Source organism: Catonella sp., from assembly GCF_057250765.1.
In genome coordinates this window covers 125,217-141,134 of the sequence record NZ_DBHIEC010000005.1, presented here as the reverse complement: position 1 = coordinate 141,134, position 15,918 = coordinate 125,217, and the positions used below count along the sequence as shown (strand labels likewise).

Genomic DNA, 15,918 nt, shown 5'->3' with positions numbered 1-15,918 from the left:
GCATAAATGGTGTTTAAGAAACATAACGATAAAGGCAATGAAGATAAAATAATAGACGAGCGCTTTGAGAAAAACTTCAATGCAGGTAGGAAGCTAATCGGCTTTGTTGTACTTGGTGTGATGATTGCTTTTACAGTATTTTCTAGCATATATTCTGTGTCAGAGCAGGAACAGGCTGTAATCACGCAGTTTGGCAAGGTAGTCGGAGTTGAAGGTGCCGGGCTTCATTTTAAGCTTCCTTTTATTCAGGAAAGCACAAGGGTAAATACGACTACTCAGGGTATGCCTATAGGCTATGAAGAGTCAGGCACCAATGATCCTAATGAGGATTTGTCAGACTACGGCGATAGTATGATGATTACCAAGGATTTTAACTTTGTAAACATAGATTTTTATCTTGAATACAAGGTGGTAAATCCGGAGGTGTACTTGTTTAATACTGATGAACCGCTTGATACCTTAAGGAATCTCACCAAGGCATCTATCCGTTCAACCATATCCAAGTATCTTGTTGATGAGGTGATGACAACAGCCAAGAGCAAGATACAGGCCGAAGTTAAAGACAGGCTGATTGCAGAGATGCAGAAGGTTAACCTGGGTATAGAGGTGGTAAATATATCCATACAGGATGCAGAGCCTCCTACAGCCGAGGTAGTACAGGCATTTAAGGCAGTTGAGACCGCGAAGCAGGGTGCAGAAACGGCTATAAATAACGCAAATAAATATCAGAGCGAGAAGCTTCCGTCAGCCAATGCTGATGCGGATAAGATAATAAAAGAAGCTGAGGCTTATAAGGAAAACCGTATTGCAGAGGCAGAGGGACAGGTAGCAAGATTTAGCGATACCTATAAGGAGTACAAGAAGTATCCTCTCATAACCAAGAAGCGTATGTTCTATGAGGCTCTTGAAGAAGTCCTTCCGAATCTGGATGTAATCATAACAGACGGAAAGACTCAATCAATCTACCCGGTAGACAAGTTCAATAATTAGGGAGGAGCTTATGAAGAACAAAAGATTTTTACTTTTTATAGTGGTATTAATCGCCCTTTTCTTAGGCTTTAATTCCACATATTCACTTAAGGAAAATGAGTACGGCATAAAGCTGCAGTTTAATAAGATTGTTGCCATAGATGACCATGCGGGACTTTATTTTAAGATTCCTTTTATGCAGAATGTAAGAAAGGTGCCTAAGTCAATACAGCTTTATGACATCCGCCCAAGCGATGTAATGACCTCTGATAAGAAGTCAATGATAGCTGATATGTACATACTTTGGAGGGTAAGCGATCCTACTGTCTATTATCAGACCTTGAATGCAAATGTCAACAATGCAAAGGACAGGACCGGGATTACCGTATACAATTCCGTAAAGTCGGTAATTTCCTCGATGACACAGGATGAAATCATAGAGGCAAGAGGCGAGAAACTCACCCAGACCATTACCGCTGATGCCAATCCTGACATACAAAAGTACGGCATAGAGATAGTTCAGGCTCAGCTTAAATCCCTTGACCTGCCTGATGACAACAAACAGGCTGTGTATGAGCGTATGATATCCGAAAGAAATAACATAGCCGCCTCCTACACTGCTGAGGGCGAGAGCAAGGCTAAAAAGATACAGAATGAAACCGACAAGCAGGTAGCCATACTTAAGGCTCAGGCTGAGAAGAAGTCTGCAAAGTTAAAGGCTGAGGGCGAGGCAAAGTACATGGAGACCTTGCAGCAGGCCTATAACGACAAGGACAAGGCAGACTTTTATAACTACATCAGAAGCCTCGATGCCTTGAAGGTATCACTTAGCGGTAAGGGAGAGAAAAAGCTCATGCTTGGCAGAGACAGCGAACTTGCCAAGATACTTTACGGTAAAATCGAGTAAATAAATACAGGTGGTAGTTTAATGAAAAATGATTCTACAATTAAACCCGCCATGGTAAAGAAAAGGACTTTGAAGCAGATAATTCATAGTCTTTTCTTTATAATGTTTAGAAATTATGCCATGGTCGTGGTGGCTTTTGCCATACTTACTGGCTTAATCTTTGTCCAGCTCTACTCAAGGTCTGCCATCGAGGCTAATAAAGACCTCCTCATCAAGCAGGCAGAGTCGATAGCAAAGAGAGTAAGTGTCTTTGTGGATGATGAGGATTATATTACCTATCCGTCTTTCCTTGAGGTACTTGAGGAATTGGAAACCACTGATATATGGATAATTGCCAATCCTAAGTCACCCATGCCTAAGAAATACACCAACATAGATGTGACCAGGGAAAATCAGCCCGAGATTGCCCCTCTGTTTGACTCTGCATTTGCAGGTAAATCTGATGCGATAGACATACATTCCGACACCTATGGGGCTAACTATATATTTACTTCCGTGCCTATAATCAGTACGAAATCAAATAAAATCATGGGTGCTGTATTTGTGAATCAGATATCTGAGTCCCAAAATATAGTAATAAACAGAAGTTTTACTATCATTATCATAAGTACACTTATAGCCCTACTGTTCTCCCTTATCTTTGCGGTTTTCCTGGCAAGAAAGCTCTCGCACCCAATCTCTATAATGAGAAAGACCGCCTTAAGGCTTGCTGATGAGGACTATGAGGCACATACCAATATAACAGAGGGTGGCGAACTAGGTGAGCTTGCCGCAGCCATAGATTCTCTCTCTGACAGGCTTAAAGAGGCCGACAACGAAAGAAAGAACCTGGAGCAAATGAGACTTGATTTCTTTGCCAATGTATCTCACGAGCTCCGTACCCCTATAACTGTTGTCCGCGCGTACTCAGAGACCTTGCTTGACGGCATTATCGAGGATGAGGCTACTAAGGCTGAGTACTACGACAAGATGCTTACTGAATGTAAGTCCATGGAAAGACTGGTGGGTGACCTCCTTGTGCTCTCAAAGATGCAAAACCCCGACTTTGTCCTTGAAAAAGAGCCTATAAACCTTGTACAGGTATTCTCCGACATACTGCGTGGAGGCTCGGCTCTTGCAAGAGAGAAAAATGTCAAAATCAATTTTACGACTTCAGACGAAATCCTGCTTATGTACGGGGATTACGACAGGATACGCCAGATGTTCATGGTCATAGTGGATAATGCCATTAAGTTCTCAAATGACAACGGAGATATCGATATTAATATCAAAAAGTACCGTGCAAGCGGAATAGACTCTAGTTTTAGAACTACCCTTGCGGGTGATACCTATATCAATTCCGGTTACAAGCTCTTTGTAAGCATCAGGGACAACGGTGTGGGTATATCCGAGTCTGAACTTCCTCATATCTTTGAGAAATTCTACAAGTCTAAGCTTAGGCAAAATGCTAAAGGCTCAGGTCTTGGTCTTGCCATAGCAAGGCAGATAGCCCTAAAGCATGACGGCTCTATTGAGGTGGAAAGCAAAAAGGGTGAGGGAACTAAGTTTAAATTCGAATTTAATGAATTGACACTTGAATAATTGATAATTTGCTAGTAAAATAGATTCGTTACGGAGTGGTATCGAAGTGGTTATAACGGCCCTGACTCGAAATCAGGTAGTCTCTAACGAGGCTCGTGGGTTCGAATCCCACCCACTCCGTTCTTATCTGCCTCGCCATTGTGGTGGGGCTTTTATTATGCCATAGGGATTTCTAACAAGCAGGAAAAGCAGTGCATATTCCACTTCTAAAATAGTGAAATATGCACTGCTTCTAAAATATCTCGAATTCAAAATAAACTACAGAACATCTTCCCTTATTAATACTCAATCTTCTCCACAGCCTGGCCGGTCTTTAGGTCAAATGAATATACCTTACCCGCATTGGCAGGCACTATGTAGAAGTAGTCTCCTATATAGAGGCCTCTGCAATCACTTCTGAAGTAGTTCTCTCCCTCAAGATTGTCCACGCTAAACTTTTCATAGAAGCCTTTTTCCCTGTCAAAGCCATATACCACATACTTCTCAAAGCTTTTTCCTTTGCTTTCATCATAGAACGAAACCTCAAAACCTACAAGATTCTTTCCTGCATCAATGGTTATTGCTCTTCTATCATATTCAGCATCGGATGATGAATACTTATCTTCACTGTAAATAGTTTTAGCAATTTCTCTTACATCATAAGGATTTGAAATGTCAAACATAGAAAGTTTAAGTCCCCTTGTACCTCCCTCTTTCTCATCTGCATCCTGTCCAAGTCCAAAGAGGAGTCCATTTCCAAATGGATGGAGATACTCCGAAAATCCCGGTATCTTGAGATAGCCAATCACCTTAGGCTTTTCAGGATTGCTTACATCTACACTAAATAACGGATCCGTCTGTCTAAATGTTACAACGTAAGCCATATCTCCCATAAATCTTGCCGACTTGATATGTTCACCCTTTGCAAGTCCTTCAATTTTTCCCTTTACCTTTAAGTCCTTATCCAAGATATAAAGTGCATTTTCTGTTGTATCTTCTGCATCCCCCTCATCTGCAAAAGGTATAATCCTTCCCCACTCATTGCCCTTTGTGACCACTACTCTAAGATTTCCATTGTACTCATCAAGTGAATAATCATTATTAAAGGTTCCCATTATTGAAGTACTTGCCTGAGGAGTAATTATACCTTTTTTGTATGAATATTTTGTAAGCATGGTTTTCTCTCCTGCCATAAAATAATCTGTATTCCAAAAGTAAATATTCTCACCGCTCACATAGATATCATAGCCTGAATCCATTATCATCTTTTTATCAATTATCTTCTCAGGATTCTTGACATCAACTGAAGTTACAACTGTATAACTTTCTCCGTCCGAATACTCGGGCACATAGATTCTTCCTATATCAAGTTTTTTACCATCTACCTTCGGAACCAGCTTACTGTAGTCAACCTTTTCATTGCCATCCATAGGGTAATAATAGTTAAAGTTATAGGTATGTGAAAATGTATAGATGATACCGTCCTTCATCCTTGCATTTCCTATGGTTCCCTCTTGTATATGCTTTGTCTTAAATTCAGGTTTTTCAGGATTGGTAATGTCATAAAATAGGACTTCCGCAGTGTTGACATTCGACCCATATCCATATAGGCGGCCGGCTCGTGACTCTACCATATATGTGTCCGCGAAGACTACAAGTGTAGTCCCATCAACCATCATATCGTTGTAGTAGTAGCCTGTTCCTCTCTTTTCCCTATCAAGTGAAATCCTTGAAGTTATGGCATTCATCCTGCCTTTATCCGTCTTTATTATCCTGACCTCGGACGCTCCGTCATTGTCATTCTTAAGCACGTAGATGTACTTACCGTCTGTCTTTACTATGTCAGCCTCGTCCACACCCTCGGTTCTGGTGTTTGTTTTTGAGTAATCATTTTCTGTTTTGGAAGCCTCATTCTCTGCACCGCTCTCTTCTTTCGCCTGAGGTGCCGCATCTGTAGCTTCGGCTGTAGTAAATGATTTTTTGCTATCTAATAAGTAGTCATAGGTATTTCTTGTTTTTGCAGCCTTTGCCATAAATGTATACATCTCCTTATAGCTCTTAAACTGCTTGATTCCTTCTACAGGCTTAGTAGCTTTTTTCGCTTTTTTAGCCTTTGCCTGCTTGCCTGCCACCACATTTGGAAGCCCGTTAAGAACTGTACCTGCCATATCTGAAGGGTTTATAAATCCTGTATTTATCATAACAGCAAAGGCTGCTGCAACTGCGCCTACTGCTGCCATAGAGCCAACCATCCAATGTTTCATAGTTTTCCTCCTTTTTATTTCCCTGCTTGCATCTTCTTTAAGAAGTTTCTCTTTTATTCTCTCAGGCTGCAAAGAATCCGGTATTTCAATGTCTTCATCTGCCAAACCTTTAAGCATGTCAAGGATTTCATCTTCTCTATCCATATCGGTTTCATGCCTCCTTACTCTTTTATTACCGCTTTAAGCTTCGCTAGTGCTCTTTGCTTTTTTGACCTGACCGTAGCAGGATTTAGCCCTAGTATCCTAGCTATCTCATCCCCCTTGTACCCCTCAAATACCGACAGGCAGATGATGAATCTCTCTTCATTTTCAAGTTCCATAAGCATTTCTTTTAGCTCAAGGCTGTTAAACTCTGCATTATAAGCGTCTCTCTTTGTCCTCTCATCCGAAAGCTCAGTTACATTATTACTGACCTCCTCCTGTGAGAGAGCATATTCCTTAAGCTTCATCCTGCATTTATTGGTTAGGATTTTTACTATCCAGTTCCTAAACAGGCTGTCATCTCTAAGGCTTTCTATCTGTCGGTAGGCATCTAGTACGGCCTCGCTCACTATATCTTCTGCATCTTCTTTATTCTTTAGGAAATACAGGGCAAGTCTGTACAGGTCCTTTGCCACCTCAGAATACAGCCTCGTAAATACCTCAGCATCTCTAATCATCGGTTAACCTCTATCCGCCAATCGGCAATAAACTAGTTTCACTTAATAAGTGTATGTTTTTTGTGGAAATGTTGCAAGGGAAATAAATTTTTTAAAATAGCCATTAAGCAAAAGGATGAAAACCCCATCTAAGAGATTTTCATCCTTTATTATCATAGAATATTGTTATTTACATACTTTTTTCATAGCCTTGGTGCAGTTGTTTTATCTAATGAAACTCAACGCTTTTTAGCATACTATAGATATCATCCTTATATTTCTCATAAGCACTTTCATCATTAAAAATAATATCTCCGCCTTCCGTGGGAGGCTCACCGTTGTCATAGTATATAAACTGATAGCTGATTTTGTTCCCGGTATCAAGCTTCCCGATACGAAGTTTCATCCCGTTATTTGCTGTTATCTCCTCTATATCTGTTACATCTTCCGGAAAAAAGAGCTCCGGAATGCTTCTGTAAATGCTTATTACATTATTATCGTTCTTATAATATAGCCTTACACCTACAGTAGGAGAATATTCTCTATCGGGGCCTCCCTCCCAGCCTTGATCTTCTTCTAAGGTGAAGTCAGTATTGTATTTTAGCTTAATGGTGAAATCTCTAGCATCCGACTTAAAGGTATAATCCTTATATTCTTTACGGAAATATCTTAGATAAATGGCGACAATTACCCCTACAGCAATGACTAAAAGCAGAATCCATATTTTTTTTGAAATTTTCATAACGGCCCTCCTTCTCTTATCAATTGTTCCATTTTTAAGAAGTAAATTAAGTCGTAAAAACTTCCCATAAACTCCTTTTCTTCCCTAAATATGCTTTCATAGTCTTCTTGTAGTTCATGAAACTCTACTGTTTTTGTTTTACAATCCACTTTCCCATCCTTGAACTACCTACATATTCTATCACACCCATTTTTCTCAACTGAGAAATATCGCGCTTTATGGTTGCTTCAGAAACACCCAGTATTTTTGAGATTTTAGCCATAGTGACTTGAGGCTCATATGCAATAATCTCTTTAAGTTTCTCAAACCTCTCTTGTTTTGAATTTTTTTGAGGCTCATTTCCTAAATCATAATTTAAATTTTTTAAAATTACTACAAATGAACTCTGTGTTGATATAAATTCAGGCTTTAGCTCCTTTTTATATTTATGTTCATGCTCGTAGCTCTCTAAAATTTTTCTAAGACCACTCCCTCTTCTCTCCATTAGATCCATTCTTCCAAATATACCTATATTCTACCATTATTCATCCCAAAATGGTATAGTTATGTTTAAGCAAAATTAGTTTGAGGATAAACGCTAATATTTCACTAGCCTAAGAAACCTGGCAAACATTACCCTATGCCTCTATCTTATCTATTCTTATTTGGAGAAAAACTTAAAAGGATGAAATCCCATCTAGGAGATTCTCATCCTTTATTATCATAGAAGATTGTTATTTACATACTTTTTTCATAGCCTTAGTGTAGATGATTTGTTTAAAACAATCATACAAAAAATACAGATTATGATTGTTTCTTGATTCCTTTTGCTTTTATCAGTTCTTTTATTTCTTGCTTTAGTTTATCCGCCTTTTCTTTTTTATCAAATCCAAAGCTTTGCAAATAACTCTTGCCATTGCTATCATATACCGCATATCCTTCTGAACCAAAAGCCAGCTCTGTAAGAGCTTCTTTGATATTTCCTGATGAAACATCAATTATATAAATAGTTACTACATAACCATTACCGACCAAGCTATAATCGCCTTTCTGAAATAACCCTTTAATAGTTGGATATAGCTTAATTCCTTTTAGGATATCATCCATTTCTTCATAATATTCTGGTAGCTCATAAATCTCGCTATCAATAGCAGGCTTTAAATTATCTTCATCAAATTTCAGATATGATTTACTAAATGCAACAAATACCACTTTCTTGCCTGTTGGTATATCCAACTCTTTAGGAATAAATAGAAAAGCTGCTATTGTAAATCCTAAAAGAATAATAAGCAGCATTAATATTTTGTATCTTCTTGTCATTTTTAATACCCCTTTACTCTAGTGGTTTATAATCATATAATATATTAAAACCGCTCAAATATCAACAGACTTTAAAGTCCTATTTGGATATATTTCACAAAGACATACGAAAGGAGGAGAAAGTTTGTTCATTCCCGCATTTTCAAATGTAATAATGTAGTAAGCATAGTTTTAGCTTGATAAATTGGCAGAATTTCATTATAATATAGGTAAGGAAAGTAAGGAATACGATGTACTGTAAAGGAGAAATGATATGGAATTAGCAAAAGTTACTTCGAAAGGTCAAGTCACAATTCCAATTGAGATACGCAAAAAACTAGGAGTTAAAAATGGAGATAAAATCCTATTTGTAGAGGAAGCGGGAAGAATATATATGCTCAATTCCTCAATGGATGCTTTACGCGAAGCTCAAAAAGAATTTTTCGGTGAAGCAGAAAGAGTGGGTCTAAAAGATGATGATGACATAATGAAGATGATAAAAGAACTTAGAGAAGAAAGTTGGGCAAAGTAAATGAGAGTTATGTTGGATACCAATGTCTTACTTTCTGCTCTTCTTTTCCCAAACACTAAAATGAACTCAATTATGAACTACATATTTACGCATCATCAGCTTGTCTTGTCTTCATATGTGGTAGATGAATTAAAACAAGTAATTAAAAGAAAATTTCCATCAAAAGAAAAAGCCATCAACAAATTACTTATGTTAATGAGCTTTGAATATGTTTATACTCCAAACGAGTTAGAAAATGATTTGTTTTATATCAGAGACATAAAAGATTATCCTGTATTATATACTGCAATCATTGAAGATATAGATATCCTAATAACAGGAGACAAGGATTTCTCTGATATTAATATACATAAACCTGAAATAATGTCACCATCTCAGTTTATGGAAGAGACAATGAAAAAGAGTCTGTAAATAAAAATCTTCCATGATAATAAAGGGTGGAAATCTCTCAAATAGGATTTTCACCCTTGTTATATATATCATTCATCTTTTACGTTTTCTCATAGAAGATTGTTATTTACCTGCTTTTTTCATAGCCTTGGTGCAGTTGTTTTATCTAATGAAACTCAATGCTTTTTAGCATACTATAGATATCATCCTTATATTTCTCATAAGCACTTTCATCATTAAAAATAATATCTCCGCCTTCCGTGGGAGGCTCACCGTTGTCATAGTATATAAACTGATAGCTGATTTTGTTCCCGGTATCAAGCTTCCCGATACGAAGTTTCATCCCGTTATTTGCTGTTATCTCCTCTATATCTGTTACATCTTCCGGAAAAAAGAGCTCCGGAATGCTTCTGTAAATGCTTATTACATTATTATCGTTCTTATAATATAGCCTTACACCTACAGTAGGAGAATATTCTCTATCGGGGCCTCCCTCCCAGCCTTGATCTTCTTCTAAGGTGAAGTCAGTATTGTATTTTAGCTTAATGGTGAAATCCCTAGCATCCGACTTAAAGGTATATTCCTTATATTCCTTACGGAAATATCTTAGATAAATGGCGACAATTACCCCTGCAGCAATGACTAAAAGCAGAATCCAAGTTTTTTTTGAAATTTTCATAGCTGCCCTCCTTTCAATAATCAAAACAACAGTGCCAAAATACTTAGTAGTTCTATCTCTCCCTTTCCTGATAAAGTAATACAGTACGAGCCAAAAGGTGCAAGACAAAGTGTACATAAAGATAGCAACAATAATATTTTGTATCTTCTTGTCATTTTTAATACCCCTTTACTCCAATGGTTTATAATCATATAATATATTAAAACCGTTCAAATATCAACAGACTTCAAAGTCCGATTTAGATATATTGTACAAGTTTATATAAGGAGGATAGGCAATTTTGTACTATAATTTAGCTGTATTTGGAGAAAAACTTAGAAATATAAGAGAAAAACTTCATCTAACACAAAAACAGGCAGCGGATATGGCTTATGTGGATGAAAGAACCTTAAGAAGAACCGAGCAGGGGCAAGTCATACCTAAATTAGAAACACTTGAGGCTCTGTCAGTTATCTACAAGACTGATTTGGTTTCAGCCATCATAGAGAGCCGCATAGATGACTATTCTATATTATTGAAAATGCAGAGGGGTGTAGATCTTAAAATAATAAATGAAGAAACTTTGAATTTTGATAATGAATTAAAAATACTTGAAGAGATGAGCGATGAGATTGAAAATGAGTATTACAGGATGATTATTACCCGATTCAGATTATTTCTTTACGGTATCAAGTATTATAAAAATAAAGAGTATACAAAAGCATTAGAAGCTTATACAAGCGCCATAAGACAGACTTTAAGCGGCTTCACCTTGGATAATTACAGAGAATATGAATTCTCATCAATGGAAATAAGGATACTTATGGATATAGCCCTGGTATTTGATAAACTGAAACAGTACGAAAGATATAAAGATATATTGGAGTTTTGTTTTGAACTGTGTGGTGAAGATAATGAAATATACCCGAGAATATGTCATAATCTTGCAGCTATTTACAGAAATAACGAAGAGTTTATCAGAGCTCTTGACTATACCTACAAAGGAATTAATTCCTGCAAAAAAAATATGTTTTCCGATACTTTGGCTGTGCTGTATTACGGTAAGGCCTTTGCTGAATGTAAGTTAGGTGATGAAGAGTACAAACATTCTATTAATACAGCTTTAACCCTGTGCAAAGTATTTGGGCAAACAGAGCTGCAAGAGAGGATAATATATAATTGCAAGAATGTCTTAAAAATTGCTGTCACCTTCAAATAGAATGTGACAGCATTTTTCGTATTAAACCTACATTTTTAGTAATAAATTTCTCGTAAATATTTCTTTAATTACATTGGCCATATTAACCTCCCTCTATAATGTGATATTTATTAAGCATATACTCTACTCTATTATAAAATACAAGTTCATTATTCTTCATATCACAAATTTTAATATTAAAACCTAGGTTATCTTCAAATGAGTGCAGGACAACTTCAGCTTTCTCAAAATTATAAGTTTTATTTTGAAGTGTCGGCCTATCCTTAAATGCAGCGATTTTTAGAAGATTCCCACATTCCCATACCAAGCTGTCATTTACTAGTTCAGTTAAGAGTCGTATATCATTTGGTGGAATTTCAATAAAATAATCTCCTATTTCATTTTGAGTGACAAAATATAGTTTGTCGATTTTTTTGTCTAACTGATTTAATGACATTAATTTATCTATTGATTTGTCCAAATGTACTATTACATAATAATCCTGAATAATGCTTAACAAAATATCCCTTTGAATATCTAACCATAATTTATATTCGTCAACTAAGCTGGTACTTTGAGTATTCAAATACAGCGTAAACTCAGAATCATCCGCATTTTTCTCAAAATATATACATTCAAAAATATCTAATTTATTATCTGCTGATTTGATTAACAATTGCTTTTCCTCCCTCTTTCCCTAAAAAAGAACCAAATATTCCTCCAATCATTTGTTCTTTTGGCTTACATAACGCTTAGGTTTATGTAATATAAGTCCTTTCTCATCATGCGTTGAATTCTGCATTATGAAAAAGGGGTGAATATTTGTCATTTAGTAGTCTTGACTCAGCAAAAAATCCACTAAATGTACGATTTTTACACCGTTTACATTTCCAGTGGCCAATTCGTCCAATGTCACAACATACTTAGAGTAGTGATCCTTGATAGCAAGTAGATTGGCTATTTCCCGGTCAGATTCTTCAGGCAGCTTACGGCATACCTGAACGTAGATACGCTCGTCACGCTGCACTGCCACAAAGTCAATTTCTTTCGTTTCTTTTTTCCCTATATATACCTCATAACCTCGACGACGTAGCTCAAAATATACTATATTCTCCAACATAGCTGCGATTGACTTCGGATTAAATCCCATGATGCAATATTTTAGGGATGCATCTGCCAGATAGAATTTTTCCTGGGTCTTCAGTACAGATTTCCCTTGCAAATCATACCGCTGACAGCGATAGACCACAAACGCCTTTTCTAACCAGCTCAGATAGTTATATACCGCCTCCACCGACAGGGAACGCCCCTCGCTTTTTAGAAACTTAACAATGGTATTTGCAGAAAAGGTCTTGCCAACATTTTCCACGATATACTTTACACAACGGTTAAATAACTCAAAGTTCGTAATGTTGTGCCGTTTTGTAATATCGTTCGTGATAACAGAGTTATAGATGCCCTCTACAATCTGATAGGAGGAGCGTTCGTCAAAGCTGCCTAGTGCCACAATGGGGAAACCGCCTAATCTCAGGTATTCGTTTAACAATTCCTTAGGAGAGCGGGAATCTGATTTTTTGAATTCCAAATACTCAGCAAAGGATAAGGTATAAACCGGAATGGAAATGTAGCGCCCCGTCAGGTAAGTGGATATTTCCCCTGCCATAAGCTTTGAATTAGAGCCGGTCACATAAATATCGGTGTTGGCATTTTCAAGCAGACTATTGACCGCTTTTTCCCAACCTTCAACTTCCTGTACTTCATCCAGCAAAAGGTAGTACCGCCCTTTATCGGTCATTTTTACCTTTATACCGTTATACATATCTTTGTCTGTCATACCATCGTCAAAATCCTCAGATGTATAACGCATACTAATAATATGGTCTGAGGCAATCCCACTTTCAAGTAAATCATCCCGCAGCATATCTAGAATTGTAGATTTGCCACAGCGCCTGATTCCTGCTAATATCTTCACAATTGGAGCATCCCGATAAGTTCTTAGCGTATTCATATAGTTTGACCGGATAATCATGTCGCTTACCTCCTTCACCTTTACTCATATTATACCGAAAAAACTAAAAAATATCTATAGTTTTTACTTTAAATCCATAAAAACTTATTGAATATCATAACATTTTCGTACCTATTTTATAAAAATTAATGGGAGTTATGTCGTATGCCAATGCATTGCTTTCTGCTCTCCTTATAACAAGCGTTATATTCTTCATATCAGGCTCCCTTCAGATTCGAAGTCAACATAGGCACCCTTGCCTTCGGCGCATCCTTCCCACTATCGACCGGATTCGGGACTGTACCCGTTAGAAACGTGCTCCGCTTGGCATACAACAAAAGGATGGAATTCCCTCTTGGAGATTTCCATCCTTTATTATCATAGAGGATTCTTATTTGCATATGTTTGTAAATGGCATAAATCTCAGTTTCCTATGCTAAATACTTTATACAAGAATCTAAGACAATTATAGTCTACTAATATAATCGCTAGAATTGAAATTGTGATAATAATAGTGAGTAAAATTTTCTCAGCTTTTGTTTTTCCTAAGTATCTATAACTCAAATTTATCATTGTACGTATAAAATAACCAAAGGCAATTATAACAATAGGAAATAGTAATAGTTCATATTTGCTACCCCATCGATTAATATTTCCTAATACATCGTAATGTAACGGGACTTTACTACTGGTGAATGGCAGCAAGCATACAGTGACTACCAGAGGAAGAATTGTTATGATACATATTAACCGATGTATGATTATTTTGCTATTACTTTCTGACTTCCTTTCTATGTCAGACATTGATATTTGGCTTCCAGGATTAACCATTCTATAATACCTCCTTACTCTAGTGGTTTATAGTCATATCATATATTAAAACTGTTCAAAAATCAACGGATTTTAAAAACTTAGAGCAAGGAAACCTACACTTCCTTGCTCATTGTAAAATATCCAAGTTTTTTATAGCCGCGTTTCTCATATACGGAGATGGCATTTTCATTCTCTTCTTCGACTTCAAGCTTGTATCTCACAGCCTGTCCTTTGTACTTTTCTTCTATGAAGCGAAAGAAGCTGCTGCCTATACCAAGTCCCCTAAAGTCCTCTTTGATATACAAATCCTCTATGAATATGAGGAGGCCGCCATACTCTGTGGTGTAACTCTTTGCAACCATAGAATAGCCTGCAATCTCTCCATTTTCTTCGATTACATATCCCTCTATATACGGCAGGTCTGAAAGACAGTCATCTATATCCCTGTATAGGACCTCATCTGAGGCTGTATGCAGCACCGCATCAGAATCATAGAACACCCTCATCATCTTAAATATTTCTTCCCTGTCACAAGCCCTAAAATCTCTTATTAACAAAACAACCTCCTATAGCAGACAGGCTTCATCCAAGGTCCTTGAATAAGCCGGCATAAATTCTCTTAAGAATATCTCCACTTCTTCCAAGTTAAGCTCCTTAACAGCCTTGAATGTAGCCTTTTCAGCCTGTAAGAACTCGTTGTTCCCAGCCTGTTTTTCATCAAGGCATTTGATATAGGCTGAAAGCTTGTCTGCAGCCTTAACCAGAGCCTCTTCATAGCTATACTCATCTGATGGCTCCAATATCTCCTCGTATTCATCCCTTAAGTCCTCAGGCAGGATGGAGAGAAGCTTCTCACAGGCGGTATGCTCAATTTCCTTGTAAATGCTCTTTATATCACTGTTAAAATACTTCACAGGAGTAGGCATATCTCCTGTAATTATCTCTGTTGCATCGTGGTAAAGCCCTATGAGTGCTGCCCTGTCAGCATTTAACACCTTGCCAAGCCTCTTGTTTCCTATGGTACAAAGGGCATGGGAGAGCATAGCCACTTCAAGAGAGTGTTCACTCAAGTTTTCTTCTCTGGAGTTTCTCATAAGAGCCCAGCGGTTGATATACTTTAGCCTTGACATCATAGCAAAAAAGGAATAATCTTCTTTCATTTCCCCCTCCTACTTAAGTCCGATGAACTTGGCAATTATATTTGATTCGTACAGAAGATTTAAGAAGAAGTTATTTTCTATCTGCTCCATTGCCTCCTGAACGAAAGGCTTGTCTATAAATACCATCATAAGGGTAAATATCAGCCATACTATGACTAAGCCCTGGAAGATACCGACAATTCCTCCGCCCATGCGGTTTAGCTCATTTAGGACAGGGAGCTTGCTTATTATATTAAGTACCCTGCCAAGCACAAAGAGACCTACGCTTAAAAGAAAGTACACCGCAATAAAAGTTCCTGAGTTAATCACTATCCCTGTGAGGTAGATGGCAACTCTGTGGTTGACCTCTTTTTGTATGTCTTCCTTTGCCTTCTTTATATGTTCGTTTTTAAGTATATCTGAGACAATCTCTTCTACAGCCTTGTTCTCGGTGAGCATCTTGTAAGGAAGATATATTTCATCCATACTTATACCACTCTCACCTTTTTTTATGCTTTTATCCTTTTTCTTTGTCTGAACCTTTTTTTCAGGCTTTTCCTGTATTTCTTTCTTTTCCTCGTTCTTACCATAATTCTCAAGGGACTTTTCTATCCTTGTAGAAATGGCATTAAAAAACTTCTCATTGTTTCTTAGCTGATTGCTTATAACAGGCGAAATCACAGTGCCTGCAAGGAGAACAACTACAGAGGAGAATAGCCCGAAGACCGTCCTCACCAGACCTCTCCTGCTACCTAAGTAAAAGCAGCCGGCAAATATGACAATCACCATTATCAGTACAAAATTAGACATTCATCCTCCATC

19 protein-coding genes and 1 tRNA gene are annotated in these 15,918 nt (G+C 37.4%); 7 read left to right on the top strand and 13 right to left on the bottom strand.

What is annotated here, in order from left to right; all coding sequences use genetic code 11:
• Positions 1-6: 6 nt before the first annotated feature.
• The 4 genes from hflK (at position 7) to ACO6HM_RS04275 (ending at position 3,577) form a co-directional block, all read left to right on the top strand.
• Positions 7-990, top strand: a complete 984-nt coding sequence (gene hflK / locus ACO6HM_RS04290; protein WP_485389929.1) for an FtsH protease activity modulator HflK — start codon at positions 7-9, stop codon at positions 988-990.
• A gap of 10 nt (positions 991-1,000) precedes the next feature.
• Positions 1,001-1,876, top strand: a complete 876-nt coding sequence (gene hflC, locus ACO6HM_RS04285) for a protease modulator HflC (protein ID WP_485389928.1) — start codon at positions 1,001-1,003, stop codon at positions 1,874-1,876.
• A 21-nt stretch (positions 1,877-1,897) separates the two neighbouring features.
• A complete protein-coding gene (locus ACO6HM_RS04280; RefSeq protein ID WP_485389927.1) occupies positions 1,898-3,457 on the top strand; it encodes a sensor histidine kinase in 1,560 nt (519 codons plus the stop codon).
• 32 nt (positions 3,458-3,489) lie between these two features.
• A tRNA-Ser gene (locus tag ACO6HM_RS04275) sits at positions 3,490-3,577 on the top strand.
• Positions 3,578-3,735: 158 nt separating this feature from the next.
• On the opposite strand, the gene ACO6HM_RS04270 is transcribed toward ACO6HM_RS04275, so the two are convergent.
• From ACO6HM_RS04270 to ACO6HM_RS04245, 6 genes are all read right to left on the bottom strand, one after another.
• Positions 3,736-5,844, bottom strand: a complete 2,109-nt coding sequence (locus tag ACO6HM_RS04270) for a beta-propeller domain-containing protein (protein WP_485389926.1) — start codon at positions 5,842-5,844, stop codon at positions 3,736-3,738.
• A 17-nt stretch (positions 5,845-5,861) separates the two neighbouring features.
• Complete coding sequence (locus ACO6HM_RS04265) at positions 5,862-6,359, bottom strand: RNA polymerase sigma factor (RefSeq protein WP_485389925.1); 498 nt, start codon at positions 6,357-6,359, stop codon at positions 5,862-5,864.
• A gap of 208 nt (positions 6,360-6,567) precedes the next feature.
• Positions 6,568-7,080, bottom strand: a complete 513-nt coding sequence (locus ACO6HM_RS04260) for a hypothetical protein (protein ID WP_485389924.1) — start codon at positions 7,078-7,080, stop codon at positions 6,568-6,570.
• Complete coding sequence (locus ACO6HM_RS04255) at positions 7,077-7,229, bottom strand: hypothetical protein (protein ID WP_485389923.1); 153 nt, start codon at positions 7,227-7,229, stop codon at positions 7,077-7,079. Before ACO6HM_RS04255 ends, ACO6HM_RS04260 begins: the two co-directional genes overlap by 4 nt.
• The gene (locus ACO6HM_RS04250; RefSeq protein WP_485389922.1) at positions 7,205-7,573 is read right to left on the bottom strand and encodes an HTH domain-containing protein; all 369 of its coding nucleotides are present in this window, start codon (positions 7,571-7,573) and stop codon (positions 7,205-7,207) included. Before ACO6HM_RS04250 ends, ACO6HM_RS04255 begins: the two co-directional genes overlap by 25 nt.
• Positions 7,574-7,863: 290 nt before the next feature.
• Positions 7,864-8,379, bottom strand: a complete 516-nt coding sequence (locus ACO6HM_RS04245; protein ID WP_485389921.1) for a hypothetical protein — start codon at positions 8,377-8,379, stop codon at positions 7,864-7,866.
• 253 nt (positions 8,380-8,632) lie between these two features.
• On the opposite strand from ACO6HM_RS04245, the gene ACO6HM_RS04240 reads away from it, so the two are divergent.
• Both ACO6HM_RS04240 and ACO6HM_RS04235 read left to right on the top strand, forming a co-directional pair.
• Positions 8,633-8,890, top strand: a complete 258-nt coding sequence (locus ACO6HM_RS04240) for an AbrB/MazE/SpoVT family DNA-binding domain-containing protein (protein WP_208429746.1) — start codon at positions 8,633-8,635, stop codon at positions 8,888-8,890.
• Positions 8,891-8,899: 9 nt separating this feature from the next.
• Positions 8,900-9,301: a putative toxin-antitoxin system toxin component, PIN family gene (locus ACO6HM_RS04235; protein ID WP_485389920.1), complete on the top strand. Its 402-nt coding sequence runs from the start codon at positions 8,900-8,902 to the stop codon at positions 9,299-9,301.
• A gap of 145 nt (positions 9,302-9,446) precedes the next feature.
• On the opposite strand, the gene ACO6HM_RS04230 is transcribed toward ACO6HM_RS04235, so the two are convergent.
• Positions 9,447-9,959 carry a hypothetical protein gene (locus ACO6HM_RS04230; RefSeq protein WP_485389919.1) on the bottom strand — a complete coding sequence of 171 codons (513 nt, stop codon included), beginning with the start codon at positions 9,957-9,959 and terminating at the stop codon, positions 9,447-9,449.
• Between the two features lie 280 nt (positions 9,960-10,239).
• Here ACO6HM_RS04230 and ACO6HM_RS04225 point away from each other — a divergent pair, with 280 nt between their 5' ends.
• On the top strand, positions 10,240-11,157 hold the full coding sequence (locus ACO6HM_RS04225) for a helix-turn-helix domain-containing protein (protein ID WP_485389918.1): 918 nt from the start codon (positions 10,240-10,242) through the stop codon (positions 11,155-11,157).
• Between the two features lie 82 nt (positions 11,158-11,239).
• On the opposite strand, the gene ACO6HM_RS04220 is transcribed toward ACO6HM_RS04225, so the two are convergent.
• The 6 genes from ACO6HM_RS04220 to ACO6HM_RS04195 all read right to left on the bottom strand — a co-directional run bounded on the left by ACO6HM_RS04220 (position 11,240) and on the right by ACO6HM_RS04195 (position 15,906).
• Positions 11,240-11,812 (bottom strand): hypothetical protein, encoded by a 573-nt coding sequence (locus tag ACO6HM_RS04220; protein ID WP_485389917.1) that lies wholly within the window; start codon positions 11,810-11,812, stop codon positions 11,240-11,242.
• Positions 11,813-11,965: 153 nt separating this feature from the next.
• Positions 11,966-13,165: an ATP-binding protein gene (locus tag ACO6HM_RS04215; RefSeq protein ID WP_485389916.1), complete on the bottom strand. Its 1,200-nt coding sequence runs from the start codon at positions 13,163-13,165 to the stop codon at positions 11,966-11,968.
• Positions 13,166-13,567: 402 nt separating this feature from the next.
• Positions 13,568-13,948 (bottom strand): DUF1648 domain-containing protein, encoded by a 381-nt coding sequence (locus tag ACO6HM_RS04210; RefSeq protein WP_485389939.1) that lies wholly within the window; start codon positions 13,946-13,948, stop codon positions 13,568-13,570.
• A gap of 122 nt (positions 13,949-14,070) precedes the next feature.
• Positions 14,071-14,514, bottom strand: coding sequence for a GNAT family N-acetyltransferase (locus ACO6HM_RS04205; RefSeq protein ID WP_485389915.1), 444 nt, complete (start codon positions 14,512-14,514; stop codon positions 14,071-14,073).
• 9 nt (positions 14,515-14,523) lie between these two features.
• On the bottom strand, positions 14,524-15,117 hold the full coding sequence (gene yfbR, locus ACO6HM_RS04200; protein WP_485389914.1) for a 5'-deoxynucleotidase: 594 nt from the start codon (positions 15,115-15,117) through the stop codon (positions 14,524-14,526).
• A gap of 9 nt (positions 15,118-15,126) precedes the next feature.
• Positions 15,127-15,906 (bottom strand): CvpA family protein, encoded by a 780-nt coding sequence (locus tag ACO6HM_RS04195; RefSeq protein WP_485389913.1) that lies wholly within the window; start codon positions 15,904-15,906, stop codon positions 15,127-15,129.
• Positions 15,907-15,918: the final 12 nt, after the last annotated feature.